Below are 15,526 nucleotides of genomic sequence, written 5' to 3' on the forward strand. Positions count from 1 at the left end.
CCATTTCATGCAGTGACCATGACCAAGCCGCCCCGCATCTCGCTGGCCGAGATGGCCCGACAGACCGGCACCATGCTGCGCCGCGGTGACAGCGGCCACTTCATCGAAAGCCAGGCTCCCACGCTGGGCGACCTGACCGAGTCACTCTTCTTCTCACCGGGTGATGGTCGCATCTGGCTGAACGACCAGCGCATGCTGCTGCTGCACAGCTCGACGCTCGGGCACCTGCGGCGCGAGCTGATCGACACGCTCGGCATCGACCGCGCGCGAGGCCTGCTGACGCGAGCGGGCTATGTCTCTGGCGCACGAGACGCGCAATTGGTGCGAGAGCGTTGGCCGCAAGGCGATGCGGCCAACGTCTTCATGGCGGGCACGCGGCTGCATGCGCTGGAGGGCGCGGTGAAGGTGACGCCACTGAGCTTCGAGTTCGACATCGACCGCGGCACCTACGAGGGCGAGTTTCTCTGGGAGCATTCCAGCGAGGACGACGAGCACATCGCGGCCTACGGCATCGGCACCGAAGCGGCCTGCTGGTCACAGGTGGGCTACGCCACGGGCTACGTGACCAGCCTGTTCGGCCAGTTGGTCATCTTCCGCGAGTTGGAGTGTCGATCGATGGGCGCAGGCGCCTGCCGGGTGATCGGCCGCCACGCCGCTGCCTGGGGGGATGTGAGCGAAGACCTGCGCTACCTCGAAGCCAAGGAGTTTCGGCACCTGCGGCGTTCGTCCAGCGGCGATGCCGAAGCGCCCTCCCCCATCCTGCCGACGCAGCCCCACCGGCCCGAGGGCTCGCCGGGCACCACCCAGCCCACAGAGCGGCACGAGATCGTCGGCGCGTCGGCCGCCTTCAACTCAGCCTGCCACCAGTTGGCGCGCGTGGCGGGCACCCAAGCCACCGTTCTCTTCACGGGCGAATCCGGCGTGGGCAAAGAGGCGTTCGCGCGCCGGCTGCATCGCATCAGCGCCCGAAGCCAGCAAGCCTTCGTGGCGGTGAACTGCGCGGCCATCCCCGAGAGCCTGATCGAAAGCGAGCTGTTCGGCGTGGAGCGCGGGGCTTTCACCGGTGCCAACCAATCGCGCCCGGGCCGCTTCGAGCGCGCCGACGGCGGCACCTTGTTCCTCGATGAGATCGGCACGCTCAGCCTGGTGAGCCAAGGCAAGCTCTTGCGTGCGCTACAGGAAGGCGAGATCGAGCGCATCGGCGGCACCCGGACGATCCATGTCGACGTTCGGGTGGTGGCCGCCACCAATGTGGATCTGCAGGCTGAAGTGCGCGCAGGGCGCTTTCGCGAAGACCTGTACTACCGCCTCAACGTCTACCCCATTCACCTGCCGCCACTGCGCGAGCGGCGCGACGATGTGCCGCTACTGATGAACCACTTCCTGCGGCGTGAAGCGGCACGCCACGGACGCCAGACCAGCGGCTTCACGCCACGCGCGGTGCGGGCGATGCTGCACTACCCGTTCCCCGGCAACATCCGCGAGCTGCAGAACCTGATCGAACGCGGCGTGATCTCGGCTGAAGACGGCGCGGCCATCGACGTGGCCCACATGTTCCGCCGCGAGCAACTCAACGACGAAGCCTTGCTGGCGATTGGCGCGCACGGCACCTTGACCCCCGCCCGCGACGACATGCCGCCCCCACCATTGATCGACATGCTCTGCGGTGCATTGGGCAGCGGCCAGGCGGGTGAGTTGTCGCTCGACGAACTGGAACAGCGCTTGCTAACGGAAGCCGCCAACGCGGCGAAGGGCAACCTGGCCGCGGCGGCACGACGGCTCGGGTTGACCCGAGCCCAATTCGCCTATCGGTGGGCCAAGGCCAGCCGCGCGGGCGAGCCGCCAACGTCTCCAACCCGCACCGACACCTGATCACAGAGACCTTGATCCACGCCGACGCCACCGCTGACGCCACCCGCCTTCGCATCATCTGGCGACGGCCCTCACACCACTCTCGCATTGCGGCGCGCCCGGCCCCGTCGATGCCGGTGGAGTGGCTCGCAGCAGTCAATACTTTTTCGGCGTTAGTTGTCCTGTGATCCGCCGGCACGCCGCGCCCATGCGCACCACTCGCGGGCTCTTGCCCTGCGCCGGTGCGCCTGGCAGCGAGCGGCACGCCGGCACGCACCGAGCTCGTACCCACACTGACTTCATGGAGGGACAAACCCTGAGAGGGGTGAAGCTTCTTTACTCCTTTCTGGCCATTTGGATGAGTTCTGGGTAACGAGCATTGACTGAAAACGTTCACGCTCCGAGGATCCCGCCGCGCATCAATCCCGGTGCGCACGGACGACATGGCATCACGCGCTACCGCGCGTGCACTCAACGTAACTTTAGGAAGGCACGATGAGTTCAATGATCTCCAAATGGGTCAAGCGTCGGCTGATCGCCACCTTGGCTTCCGGCCTAGCGCTGACCAGCAGCGCCATCGCCGCAGCTTCCGGCCACACGCCGGCAGACGTTGCGCAGGCACTCAGTGCGCTGCGATCCGTGGAAGTGGTGCAGGCCACGGCAGACGGCATCCCCATGTTCCTGCGTGGTGACCTGGGGCAAGTCCCTAGGCTCAGTGGCAGCACCCTGGCTGCGACCGAAGCCACGCTGCGCCCCGCACTGGTACCGGCACTCGCCGCCCTGCGGCTGCGCCCGGCTTCGCTGAAGCTGCACCGCGCCAATATCGACCCGATGGGCAATTGGCACCTGCGCTACCAGCAGGTACATCGCGGCATCGAGGTGGTGGGTGGCGACTTGGTCGTCCATGTCGACGGCAAGGGCCGCATCTTCGCCATCAACGGCACGGCCCGTGGCGACATCGCCGCCAGCCTCGGCTCGAAGGATGTTGGCGAGAGCGCCGTGCACCCGACCGTGATGGCCGACGCGCGCTTCGCCGGCATGGCGACCACGCCGCCGCGCAAGGTGTACTTCCTCTCGCCGGAGAGCACCCTGCACATGGCCTATGAGACGGTGGTCACTGGCTCACGCGGCCAAGACCCGGTGCGCGACAAGGTGTACATCGACGCGGACAGCGGCAAGATCCTCGCGGTTCACCCGCAGATCCACTTCGCCGAGAACCGCAAGGTCTACAGCGCCAACAACGGCACCAGCCTGCCCGGCACGCTGAAGCGCTCGGAAGGCCAGGCTGCCACGTCGGATGTCGACGTGAACGCCGCCTACGACGGCACTGGCGCCACGTACGAAGCCTACAAGTCGTTTTGGAACCGCGACTCCTACGACAACGCCGGCGCCGCGCTGATCAGCTCGGTGCACTACAGCACCAACTACTGCAATGCCTTCTGGAACGGCACGCAGATGGTCTACGGCGACGGCAACTCCAGCCAGGGTTGCGCGCCACTCGCACGCGCCCAGGACGTGACCGCGCACGAGCTGACCCACGCCGTGACGGAGAAAGAATCGGGCCTGGTGTATTCGGGCGAATCCGGCGGCCTGAACGAAGCCATGTCCGACATCTTCGGCGCCTTCACCGAGGCGTATGTGGATGGCGGCAAGACGGGTACGCTCACCGTGTCGTCGGACACGTGGAAGGTCGGTGAGGACATCCTGCCGCCCGCGCTGCGCTACATGAACGACCCGGCCGCCGATGGCGTGTCGAAAGACTTCTGGGTCAGTGGCGTCGGCAATGTCGACGTGCACTACAGCTCCGGCATCGCCAACCTGGCGTTCTACCTGCTCTCGCAAGGTGGCAAGCACCCGCGCGGCAAGTCGAACATCACGGTGACCGGCCTGGGGATGTCCAAGGCGATTCGTATCTTCTACGAAGCCAACGTCAACATCCTCACGTCGAACGCCAACTTCCTGGCCGCGGGTAACGCCACGGTGCAGGCCGCGGTCAACCTGGGCTACACCGTGGCCGAGCAGACCTCGGTGGCCAACGCCTGGCAAGCCGTCGGCGTGCCGGTGCCCAACCCCGGCGGTGGTGGCGGTGGCGGCGGCGACACGGTGCTGACCAACGGCACGCCCGTCTCTGGCCTGAGCGGCGCCAGCGGCTCGCAGACCTTCTTCAAGATCGACGTGCCGGCCGGCCAATCCACCCTGACCATCACGATCAGCGGTGGCACGGGTGATGTGGACCTGTACACCAAGCTGGGTGCACGCCCGACCCTGTCGACCTACGACTGCCGCCCCTACCAGAGCGGCAACGCCGAGACCTGCACGGTCACCTCGCCCGCGGCGGGCACCTACTACGTGATGCTCAACGGCTACTCGGCCTACAGCGGCGTCACGTTGACGGCGACCTACTCGGGCACGGGTGGCGGCGGTGACCCGCTGTTGACCAATGGCCAGGCGATCACCATCTCTGGTGCTTCGGGCAGCGCACAGTACTGGCGCATCAACACCCCTGCCGGCAAGACGCTGACGATCACCATCTCTGGCGGCACCGGTGACGCAGACCTCTACACCCGCCAGGGCTCGCGGCCGACCACCAGCACCTACCTGTGCCGGCCGTACCTGAGCGGCAACAACGAGACCTGCACCGTCACCTCGACCACCGCGGGTGACTACTACATCATGGTGCGTGGCTACTCGGCCTTCTCGGGCGTGTCCCTGAAAGCCAGCTACTGACCACGCCACTCACAGCGTCGGGCCTCTGCGCCGGCGCTGTGGTCGCCCCCTTCAACGGCCGCCCTCGAGGCGGGCGTTTTCATGGACCCAAGACATGGGGCCATGACAGGGCGACAAGACCCTCCTCGCATTGATGCCGTCAACGGCGGATCAGCCCGAAATGGCCCAACCCAGGCCCCATGCGATGACCAAAGTCACCAGTGCCGGCACCCGCACCGGCCGCTTCGGATAGTGCCGCCCGTGGGACGTGAGCAACGCCTTGCTCAGCGGCTGCAGCACCACGAAATACCACACCACGGTCACGAAGCTCATCGCCCAGCTGGCGCGAATGACGACCCACGGGCCTGGCTGGATGCGGTGCGCCCCCCACACCGCCAAGGCAGTCAGCACGCCCAAGAACACCAGCCACGCGGCGTCGCGCCGACGATCACCAGGCGAGCCCGATGACATGGAATTGGCCCACTGCAGCATGGCGCCAAAAGCGGGCGTGAGGACCAGGCTCAGCAAGGCGATGCGATCCGGGCTGAACACCGGTGCCGTCAACGGGGCCACCGACACAGGCGGCGGGCCATCGCCATCAAGCTCGAACGCGCCGGCATCGAAATCGGCGATGACCGTGCGCGCCGCCTCCATGCCTCCCCGACGCACGAGGACACGCACGCCGCCCACGGCTTGGGTCATCCAGGTGTCGGCTTGGATGAAGTTCGCGTCCGGCACGATCGCCGCAATGCCGTGCGACTGCAGCATGCCCTGGAGAAGGTGCGCCTCCGTCGGCGTACCGCAGGTGGCCACGCGGACGTAGTCATCACCGTCATCGTCGTGCAGCGAGGTGGGGTTCATCCGGCCCAGTCCACGGGAGCCGATGTCGGTGGACGTGGCCATGCGGTTGCGCCCGATGCCAGCTGGTGACAGCTAACGGTGGAACTGAGCGACATGGTCCGGCTTGGCATCGCAAGCCCGACCTGCAAGGTACAGACCTGGTCCAGCCGCTTGATGACGGAATGCGATGGCTTCATTGAGTGGCGAACCAGCTGGGATCCAGGCCTTCGCTGCGCAGCGCCTCGGCATCGACCATCGGCGCAAATGGAATCAGTCCGGCCCATTTCAGCAGCGCAGCGTTCTCGGCCGCGTAGCGGTGGGCATAGTCTTCCTTCTCCATGGCCGTCAGCGAATCCCATTCTTCGTCACTGCAACGACGGTGATCGACATGATGACCCACTTCGTGCAAGAGGGTTCTGTAAAGGACCGTGTTTCGCAGTGAAGCTTGGGTGGAACGTATTTCGTACCAGCGCTTGCCTCTGTGAATGGCGTGACCATCTTCCACCAGTCGATCGAGTTCGCGCGCCCTTTCCGGCGTGAGCGAAACGGGCCAAATGATGGGCTCCAGGTTTTGAGCCTCCAGAACAATGGCTCGGCCATTGAATTCTTCGACGTCGAAGTAGAACGCTGCCCGACCCCATGCCGGGTTGAGTATTCGTTGTTTGCGAGTTGATTGGCGCATCACGATCAGTTCGAACGTCGAGAGATCTGCTGCGGGGAGATGCGCCAGCACCTGCCAGGCATCGTCGATCGTGACGGTATGAAACCATCCCGGTTGCGTTGGCTCGACCAAGAACACAAGCTCGCGCGCCCCGACTCTCCGGGTCACGACGACGAATGAACTCAGCCTCTCATAGAACCGTTTGAGTTCATGCCAAGACTCCGGTATGGACAGCCGATTGTTCTCCCCATGACCGTGCGCCTTGGTGCCAACGTTTCTGTTCCGTCGCCCGGGGTTCCAACCTGCTCTCATAGACATCCATCGTTTGGCAGTAGAGATGCCTGGAGGCCGGGGCCGGAAGGCGCTCTTCCAATGAAAGGATCAGGCGTCGCGCCTCGCATGGTTCTCGTCAAGGGGTGCGTCGGAGTCACGTTCTGCTGCCGCGCCAGTATTCGTTGAGACGACCGATCGTGAATGCCCGCCTCACCCATGGCATCCCAGTCTGCAAAGAACTCTCGATAGAGACGAGGAAGCGAATCAAGAACAGCTCTCTCAGACCCAAAGCGTTCGCTGAGGAAGTCCGCCCACTGCTGCCCTTGCAATCCCTGCCGGTACTCCCCTTCGATCCGTCTGCACCACGCCGCCTGACTTGGCCCCCGCTCGCCCGTCGCGATTGCCAGTCCGTGGCTCAGGCCGTCCAGATAGTTGACGACGCTCCTGAGACTCTGCGCACCCGTGTACATGCCGGGACGCTGGCAAATGAGGTCGACCACGGACATGAAGTGCTCTCGACTGCTCATGGAACCCTGACTTTCGGAGTTGACTGTATGTCCACACGCACGCGATGCGGCATCCTGGGCCGCACCATCCTGACGCGGACCTTGTCCAAGTGGCGGCCCGTGCCCATGGGTGCCGGCTCGGCTTCAGCGATGGTTCGACTCACGCCACAAATCGGTATCCGATGCCGGCCTCGGTGACGAGATGCCTTGGCATGGAGGCGTCGGCTTCGACCTTCTTGCGGAGGTTCGCCATGTGCACACGTACATAGTGCGTATCTTCTGCGTGGCCCGGGCCCCAAACCGCCTGCAGCAGTTGCCGGTGGGTGATCACCCGGTCGGGCTGGGCGGCCAGGTGGGTCAGCAAACGATATTCGATGGGTGTGAGGTGCAGTGGCTGACCAGCGCGCTCGACCACGCGGCGCGACAGGTCGATGCACACGTCTCCAAACCGCACCACGGGCTCGCCGGACGGCGTCTGCCGAATGTGGCGGCGAAGTTGTGCACGAACCCGCGCCAACAGCTCACCTGCGCCGAAGGGCTTGACCAGGTAGTCATCGGCGCCGGCGTCCAGTGCGGCGATCTTGTCGGCCTCCGACGAGCGGGCCGACAACACAATCACCGGAATCGCCGACCAGCCGCGCAGATCGCGGATGAAGTCGACGCCGTCGCCATCGGGCAGGCCCAGGTCCAGTACCACCAAGTCAGGCCGCCGGGTGCCCGATTCGATCAAGGCCCGTTTGACGCCGTCCGCCTCGAAGACCTCGTGGCCTTCAGACTCAAGCGCCAGCCGCACGAATCGACGGATGTCGGCTTCGTCCTCGACGATCAGCACGCGCAGCAGGGGGGATTCGCTCATGGCGCTCCGGTCATATGTCGCTTTCGCCCAAGGGTAGCGCCTCGTCAGCACCCAGGTCGCTCGGCGGCTCACCGCGCGGCAGCACGAGCAAGAAGCGCGCGCCGTCCTCGGCCCGGGTTTCGCCGCGTATCGTGCCGCCGTGCGCCTGCAAGATGGCGCGGCAGATTGCCAGGCCCAGGCCGACGCCGGGGGTGGCGCTCTCCTTGCGGCCCCGCTCGAACTTTTCGAAGATGGCCTCCTCGCGGCCGCGCGGCAGGCCGGGGCCGTGGTCGTCGACCAGGACCTGCACCGTGTCGCTGTCGGCGCGGGCCCCGATCTCGATCGGCGAGCCCGGCGGCGTGTACTTAGCCGCGTTCTCCAGCAGGTTGACCAGCACGCGCTCGATCAGGGCCGCGTCCAGCTGCAGCAGCGGCAGGTCGTCGGCCAGCCGCACCTTCACCGGCCGGCCGGCCAGCACAGGCGCGACCGCGGCGAGTGCACTGCCGACCACCTCTTCGAGCGGTTGCCATTGCCTGTTCAGCTGCACCGCGCCGGATTCGAGCCGCGCCATGTCCAGCAGGTTGTTGACCAGGGCGTTCATGCGCAACGCCGACTGGCGCATCGCGTCGGCGATCTCCTGCTGCTCGTCGGCCAGCGGTGGCCGCGTCAGCCGCAGCGAGTCCGCCAGGCCGACCAGGGCCGCCAGCGGCGTGCGAAGGTCGTGCGAGATCGCCGACAGCAGCGAGTTGCGCAGGCGCTCGCTCTCCATCTGAAGCGTGGTCGTCTGCGCCACCTCGATGTAGTGGATGCGCTCGAGCGAGATCGCGATCAGCGAGGCACAGGTGTCGAGCACGCGGCGCTGCTCGGGCCCCCACAGCCGGCTGGCGCCCGTGGCCGGTGGCGGCTCGATGGCCAGCACGCCGCGCAAGCGCATCGGCGCCTTCAGCGGCAGCACCAGGCAGGCGCTGGCGGGCAGCGTGTCGGTGCCACGACCGGCGGGCTCGCCGCGGTCGAAGGCCCATTGCGCCACGCCCATGTCGACCGCCGCGGTGGCGCGGGGCGCCAGGTGCAGGTGGTCATGATCGTCGGCCACCAGCAGCGCACTCCTGGCGCCGAACTCGGCCAGCAGGAAGCGCGCGCCGAACTCAGCCACCTGGTCGGTCATCAGGGCGCCCGAGAGCTCGCGCGACATCTCGTACAGGCCGCGCACGCGGTGCTCGCGTTGGGTGGCGGCTTCGGCCTGCACCTTGAGGCCCGCCGTGAGCTGGCCCACCACCAGGGCCACCACCAGCATCACCGCGAAGGTGACCAGGTACTGCGCATCGCTGACCGCGAAGGTGAAGCGCGGCGGCACGAAGAACAGGTCGAACAGCCCCACGCCGACGAAGGCCGCCAGCACCGCCGGGCCACGGCCCCACCGCAGCGCGACCACCACCACCGCCAGCAGGAAGAGCATCACGATGTTGGTCAGTTCCAGCACGCCGAGCAGCGGTGTCGCGGCCAGGGCCACCGTGCCACAGACCGCCAGCGCCGCCAGGTAGCCGCGCCATGGCCACGGCGAGGGCGCGGCGCCGCTCTCGGGAATGGACCGGCCGTGCGGCGGGCCGGCATCCGGCAGGGCGATCTGGAGCACGTCCAGGTCCTGCCCTTGCGCCGCGACGCGTTCGGCCAACGGGCGCTGCCAGGGCCAGCGCCAGGGCCGGTCGCGCCGGCCCACGACCAGGCGCGACAGGTTGTTCTCGCGCGCGTAGCGCAGCAGGGCGGACGTGGCGTCGGGTGCGGCCAGGGTGGCGGTGGTGGCGCCCAATTCCTGTGCCAGCTTGAGCAGGCGCAGCACCTGGTGGTGCTCGTCCTCGCTCGCCTGCCGCCGCGCGGGCGTCTCGACATGCACCGCATGCCAGGCCACGTCCAGCTGCGCGGCCAGGCGCGCCGCGCTGCGCACCACCTTCTCGCCATGCGGGCCGGGCCCGACGCAGGCCAGCAGGGCCTCGCGCGTGGGCCAGACGCGGCCTGTGGCGCTCTGCCGCCGGTAGGCCTGCATCTCGTCGTCGACCCGGTCGGCCGTGCGGCGCAGCGCCAGCTCGCGCAACGCCAGCAGGTTGCCCTTGCGGAAGAAATTCTTCGCCGCCCGTTGTGCCTGCTCGGGCAGGTAGACCTTGCCCGCCGCCAGGCGCTGCAGCAACTCGTCGGGCGGCAGGTCAACCACCACGACCTCGTCGGCCTCGTCGAAGATGCGGTCGGGCACCGTCTCCCAGACGCGGATGCCCGTGATGCCGCTGACGATGTCGTTCAGGCTCTCCAGGTGCTGCACGTTCATCGTCGACCAGACGTCGACGCCGGCGTCGAGCAACTCTTCCACGTCCTGCCAGCGCTTGGGGTGGCGCGAGCCCGGGGCGTTGCTGTGGGCCAGCTCGTCGAGCAGCACCAGGGCGTCCGGGCGGCCGGCGGCCCAGGCCAGCGCGGCGTCGAGGTCGAACTCGTCGAGCGTGCGGTCGCGGTGAGGCACGGCCTTGCGCGGCAGCAGCGGCAGATCGCGCGCCATCGCCACGGTGTCGGCGCGGCCGTGCGTCTCGACGATGCCGACGATCAGCGCCGTGCCCTGCGCCTGCGCGGCGCGCGCCGCGGCCAGCATCGCGAAGGTCTTGCCGACGCCGGCCGAGGCACCGAAGAAGATCTTCAGCTTGCCGCGGCGGGCGCGCGCCTCCTCGGCCTGCACGCGCTGGAGCAAGGCGTCGGGGTCCGGGCGCTCGTCGGTCATCCTGCCGATCTTCGCATCAAGGGCGCATCGGCAAGGCGTCCAGCGCCAGGTTCAGCTCGAGCACGTTGACGCGCGGCTCGCCGATGAAGCCGAGCCACGCCCCCTCGGTGTGCTGGTCGACCAGGGCCCTCACCTGCGCCTCGGGCAGCCCGCGCGCACGAGCCACGCGGGCCAGCTGGTAGTCGGCCGCGGCGCGGCTGATGTGGGGGTCGATGCCGCTGGCCGAGGTGGTGACCAGGTCGACCGGCACCCGGGCGGTGTTGCCGGGGTCGGCCGCGTGCAGCGCTTCGACACGGCCCTTGACCGCATCGACCAGGGCGGGGTTCAGCGGGCCAACGTTGGTGCCCATGGAACTGGCGGCGTTGTAGGCCATCGGCGTGGTGGCGGACGGGCGGCTCCAGAAATGCTTGGGGTCGCTGAAGGCCTGGCCGATCAGGCGCGAGCCGACGGGCTGGCCGTCCTTGACGATCAGGCTGCCGTTGGCCGCGTCGGGGAACGCGACCTGGGCGACGCCGGTGGTCAGCAAGGGGTAGGCCAGGCCGGTGACGACCGAGAGCACGACGAACAGCGTGATCGCCGGGCGCAGCAGGCCCTCGGTGGGGGTGGCCGGCATGGCCGCGGTGGTGGTGGAGACAGTCATGGGAACTCCTGTGCTGGCTCGGTCAGGCCATGCCGATGGCGGCCACCAGCAGGTCGATCAGCTTGATGCCGATGAACGGCACGATCACGCCGCCCAGGCCGTACAGGCCCAGGTTGCGGCGCAGCAGCGCGGCGGCGCCAACGGCGCGGTAAGGCACGCCCTTCAGCGCCAGCGGGATCAGGAAGACGATGATCAGCGCGTTGAAGATCACCGCCGACAGGATGGCCGAGGCGGGGCTGGCCAACTGCATCACGTTCAGCGCGGCGAGCTGTGGGTAGGTGGTGACGAAGGCCGCCGGGATGATGGCGAAGTACTTGGCCACGTCGTTGGCGATCGAGAAGGTCGTCAGCGACCCGCGGGTCATCAGCATCTGCTTGCCGGTCTCGACGATCTCGATCAGCTTGGTCGGGTTCGAGTCGAGGTCGACCATGTTGCCGGCCTCCTTCGCGGCCTGGGTGCCGGTGTTCATGGCCACCGCCACGTCGGCCTGGGCCAGCGCGGGGGCGTCGTTGGTGCCGTCGCCGGTCATGGCCACCAGCCGCCCGGCGGCCTGGTGCTCGCGGATCAGCCGGAGCTTGGCCTCGGGCGTGGCCTCGGCCAGGAAGTCGTCGACTCCCGCCTCGGCGGCGATGGCGGCGGCCGTGAGCCGGTTGTCGCCGGTCACCATCACGGTCTTGATGCCCATGCGGCGCAGCTCGGCAAAGCGCTCCTTGATGCCGCCCTTGACGATGTCCTTGAGCTCGACGACGCCGAGCACGCGGACCTTCGCAGGGCCGCCTTCGGCGACCGTCCCGTCGGCCACCACCAGCGGCGTACTGCCGCGGCGGGCCACGTCGTCCACCGTGGCCTGTAGCGCGGGCGGGAACTGGCCACCCAGCGCCTGCACGTATTGGCGTACCGCGTCAGCGGCGCCCTTGCGCACCTGGCGGCCATGGCCCGTCGCGTCCTGCAGGTCGACGCCGCTCATGCGTGTCTGGGCGGTGAAATGCACGAAGTGCGCGCCAAGTGCAGCGACATCTCTCTCGCGCAGCTGGAACTTCTGCTTGGCCAGCACCACGATGCTGCGGCCTTCGGGTGTTTCGTCCGCCAGCGACGCGAGCTGGGCGGCGTCGGCCAGCTCGCTCTCCTTCACGCCGGCGGCGGGCAGGAAGGCGCTGGCCTGGCGGTTGCCGAGCGTGATGGTGCCGGTCTTGTCCAGCAGCAGCACGTCGACGTCGCCGGCCGCCTCGACCGCGCGGCCCGAGGTGGCGATCACGTTGGCCTGCATCATGCGGCTCATGCCCGCCACGCCGATGGCCGACAGCAGGCCGGCGATGGTGGTCGGGATCAGGCACACCAGCAGCGCGATGAGCACCACCAGGCTCACGGTCTGCCCCGCACCGGCCGTGTCGACACCGAACTGCGAGAACGGCAGCAAGGTGACGATGACCCCCATGAAGACGATGGTCAACGCCACCAGCAGGATGGTCAGCGCGATCTCGTTGGGCGTCTTCTGGCGCTTGGCGTTCTCGACCATCGCGATCATGCGGTCGACGAAGGTCTCGCCGGGGTTGACCGTGACCCGGGCGACGATCCAGTCCGACAGCACGCGGGTGCCGCCGGTGACGGCCGAGAAGTCGCCACCCGATTCGCGGATCACCGGGGCGGACTCGCCGGTGATGGCGCTTTCGTCCACCGAGGCGACGCCTTCGATCACCTCGCCGTCGGCGGGGATCACGTCCTGCGCCTCGACCAGCACGACGTCGCCCTTGCGCAGGCTGTCGGCCTCCAGCGGGTGCCACTTCATGGCCGTGCGCGCGGTGCCGGCGGTGTAGCCGTCGAGCTTCTTGGCCCAGGTCTTCTTCTTCAGGCCGCGCAGCGAGGCGGCCTGGGCCTTGCTGCGGCCCTCGGCCATGGCCTCGGCGAAGTTGGCGAACAGCACGGTGAACCACAGCCACACGGCCACGCCGACCACGAACAGGCTCGGCTCGCGGACGATGTAGGCCGTGGTGAAGACACTGCCCACGTAGACCACGAACATCACGGGGTTGCGCCACTGGACGCGCGGGTCCAGCTTCTTGAACGCATCGACCAGGGCCGGGCGCACCAGCACCGGGTCGAAAAGGGGAAGGGTTTTCATATCGATGCTCCGTGGCACACATCGTGCGCACCAACACGCAAAGGGAACCAAGCAGCCGCTGCGGAACCGGCTTTGCCGGGCCGCTGGCGGCGCCCCCTTGAGGGGGAGGCGCCGAAGGCGCTTCGGGGGTGGGTCATTTCCACATCAGGTGCTCGACGACCGGGCCCAGGGCCAGGGCGGGCACGTAGTTCAACAGGCCGATCAGCAGCACCGAGCCGATCAGCAGGGCCACGAACAGGGGGCCGTGGGTGGGCAGCGTGCCCTCGGTGACGCCGATGCGCTTCTTGGCCGCCAGCGAGCCGGCCATGGCCAGCACCGGCACGATCACGCCGAAGCGGCCGAACCACATCGCGATCGCCAGCATGACGTTGTAGAACGGGGTGTTGGCCGACAGGCCGCCGAAGGCGCTGCCGTTGTTGTTGCCGGCCGAGCTGAAGGCGTAGAGGATCTCCGAGAAGCCGTGCGCACCGGGGTTGGCGATGCCTGCCCGGCCGGCGTCGGACATCACGGCGATGGCCGTGCCCACCAGCACCAGCAGCGGCGTGACGAGGATGGCGATCGACACCATCTTCATCTCGTAGGCCTCGATCTTCTTGCCCAGGTATTCCGGCGTGCGGCCGATCATCAGCCCGGCGATGAACACCGACAGGATCGCGAAGACCAGCATGCCGTAGAGGCCGGCACCGACACCGCCGAAGACCACCTCGCCGAGCTGCATCAGCACCAGCGGCACCGCGCCGCCAAGCGGGGTGAACGAATCGTGCCAGCCGATGATGGCGCCGCACGACGCCGCGGTGGTGATGGTGGCGAACAGGCCCGTGGCGGCGATGCCGAAACGCGACTCCTTGCCCTCCATGTTGCCGCCCGGCTGGGTGGCACTGGCGGCCTGGTCCGCGCCCAGCGGGGCCAGCAGCGGGTTGCCCTGCTGCTCGAAGGTCATCGCCCCGATCGCGAAAACCACGAACAGCACGGTCATCGCCGCCAGCACGGTAAGGCCCTGGCGCGGGTCGCCGACCATGCGTCCGAAGACTAGGCACAGCGCGGCCGGGATCGCGAAGATGCTGAGCATCTGCAGGAAGTTCGACAGCGGCGTCGGGTTCTCGAAGGGGTGGGCCGAGTTGGCATTGAAGAAGCCGCCCCCGTTGGTGCCCAGCATCTTGATGGCCAGTTGCGAGGCCACCGGGCCCATGGCCAGGGTCTGCGTGTGGCCGGTCTTGTCGACCATCACCGGCCGGCCCTGGTCGTCCTTCACCGGCTGGCCGTCGGCGCCCACCGTGGGCTCCTGCCAGGTCACCGGCTCGACCGTCTGCACCTCGGTGTAGCCGGAGAAGTTCTGTATCACGCCCATGCTGCCCAGCACCAGGGCAAAGACGAAGGACAGCGGCAGCAACACCCACAGGGTGGCGCGGGTCAGGTCGACCCAGACGTTGCCGATGGCCTGAGCCGAGTGGCGGGCGAAGCCGCGCACCAGGGCGATCACGACCACGATGCCGGTGGCGGCGGACAGGAAGTTCTGCACCGTCAGGCCCAGCATCTGGGTCAGGTAGCTCATCGTGGTTTCGCCGCCGTAGCCCTGCCAGTTGGTGTTGGTGACGAAGCTGATCGCCGTGTTGAACGACGAGTCCGGCGTCACCGCCCCCATGGCTTGCGGGTTCAGTGGCAGCACGCCCTGCAGTCGTTGCAGCGCATAGACCACCAGCACGCCCAGGCCGTTGAAGACCAACAGGCCGATGGTGTAGCGCAGCCAGCCGGATTCATGCGCCGGCTGGATGCCGCAGAGCTTGTACAGCGGCGCCTCCAGGCGACGGCCGAGCGCGAAGCGCCCCGCCATCACCGCGTCGATCAGGCGCGCCAGCGGCCAGGCGATGGCGAACAGCGCCGCCAGGTAGGCCACCAGCAGCATCCAGGCAGGGGCGGTCATGAGAAGTCCTCCGGCCTCAGCAGCACGGCTACGAGATAGACGAACAGGCCAGCGGCGAGCAGGCCAGCGGCCATGGTCCAGGCGCTCATCGCTCGGCCCCCCGGTGGCCGATGCGGTCGCAGCCGCGGGCCAGGCCCCAGATCAGCAGCCAGAAGATGGCGAACAGGCCCAGGTATGTGATGTCCATGACACCCTCCAAAGTAGATGGAGGCATCGTAGGAAGGTGCCCATCAAGCGCTTCTCAAGAAGCAAGGGCCGGGTATCAAGAACCCATCAAGACGCTCAGCCTCTCCGCATGTCGCCCCAGTCCCGAACGCACTGGAGCCACAGCAGGATGTGTTTGCGGCCTGGATCGCGGCGTGCTGGGGCAGGCTGGGGCGGACCCGGGAGTCTGCTGCGTCAACGGTGAGATCAAG

Annotated in this window: 10 protein-coding genes; 2 read left to right on the plus strand and 8 right to left on the minus strand. The window is 67.8% G+C overall.

Annotated elements, in window-relative coordinates; translation table 11 throughout:
* Window positions 1-18: 18 nt before the first annotated feature.
* Window positions 19-1,872, plus strand: a complete 1,854-nt coding sequence (locus AACH06_RS11520; RefSeq protein WP_341425826.1) for a sigma 54-interacting transcriptional regulator — start codon at window positions 19-21, stop codon at window positions 1,870-1,872.
* A gap of 474 nt (window positions 1,873-2,346) precedes the next feature.
* On the plus strand, window positions 2,347-4,578 hold the full coding sequence (locus AACH06_RS11525; protein WP_341425827.1) for a M4 family metallopeptidase: 2,232 nt from the start codon (window positions 2,347-2,349) through the stop codon (window positions 4,576-4,578).
* A 150-nt stretch (window positions 4,579-4,728) separates the two neighbouring features.
* On the opposite strand, the gene AACH06_RS11530 is transcribed toward AACH06_RS11525, so the two are convergent.
* From AACH06_RS11530 to kdpF, 8 genes are all read right to left on the minus strand, one after another.
* On the minus strand, window positions 4,729-5,460 hold the full coding sequence (locus AACH06_RS11530) for a putative signal transducing protein (RefSeq protein WP_341425828.1): 732 nt from the start codon (window positions 5,458-5,460) through the stop codon (window positions 4,729-4,731).
* A gap of 130 nt (window positions 5,461-5,590) precedes the next feature.
* A complete protein-coding gene (locus AACH06_RS11535; RefSeq protein WP_341425829.1) occupies window positions 5,591-6,190 on the minus strand; it encodes a hypothetical protein in 600 nt (199 codons plus the stop codon).
* A gap of 807 nt (window positions 6,191-6,997) precedes the next feature.
* Window positions 6,998-7,693 (minus strand): two-component system response regulator KdpE, encoded by a 696-nt coding sequence (gene kdpE, locus AACH06_RS11540; protein ID WP_341425830.1) that lies wholly within the window; start codon window positions 7,691-7,693, stop codon window positions 6,998-7,000.
* A 10-nt stretch (window positions 7,694-7,703) separates the two neighbouring features.
* A complete protein-coding gene (kdpD, locus tag AACH06_RS11545; RefSeq protein ID WP_341425831.1) occupies window positions 7,704-10,430 on the minus strand; it encodes a two-component system sensor histidine kinase KdpD in 2,727 nt (908 codons plus the stop codon).
* 16 nt (window positions 10,431-10,446) lie between these two features.
* Entirely contained in the window at window positions 10,447-11,070 is a 624-nt protein-coding gene (gene kdpC, locus AACH06_RS11550; RefSeq protein WP_341425832.1) for a potassium-transporting ATPase subunit KdpC, read from the minus strand.
* Window positions 11,071-11,092: 22 nt separating this feature from the next.
* The gene (kdpB, locus tag AACH06_RS11555; RefSeq protein ID WP_423222017.1) at window positions 11,093-13,189 is read right to left on the minus strand and encodes a potassium-transporting ATPase subunit KdpB; all 2,097 of its coding nucleotides are present in this window, start codon (window positions 13,187-13,189) and stop codon (window positions 11,093-11,095) included.
* 133 nt (window positions 13,190-13,322) lie between these two features.
* A complete protein-coding gene (kdpA, locus tag AACH06_RS11560; RefSeq protein ID WP_341425833.1) occupies window positions 13,323-15,110 on the minus strand; it encodes a potassium-transporting ATPase subunit KdpA in 1,788 nt (595 codons plus the stop codon).
* Window positions 15,107-15,199, minus strand: coding sequence for a K(+)-transporting ATPase subunit F (gene kdpF / locus AACH06_RS11565; RefSeq protein ID WP_341425834.1), 93 nt, complete (start codon window positions 15,197-15,199; stop codon window positions 15,107-15,109). The genes kdpA and kdpF overlap by 4 nt, the downstream gene beginning before the upstream one ends.
* Window positions 15,200-15,526 lie beyond the last annotated feature (327 nt).

Origin of the sequence: Ideonella lacteola (genome assembly GCF_038066555.1) — a bacterium.
In the GTDB taxonomy this organism is placed as follows: Bacteria; Pseudomonadota; Gammaproteobacteria; order Burkholderiales; family Burkholderiaceae_C; genus Ideonella; species Ideonella lacteola.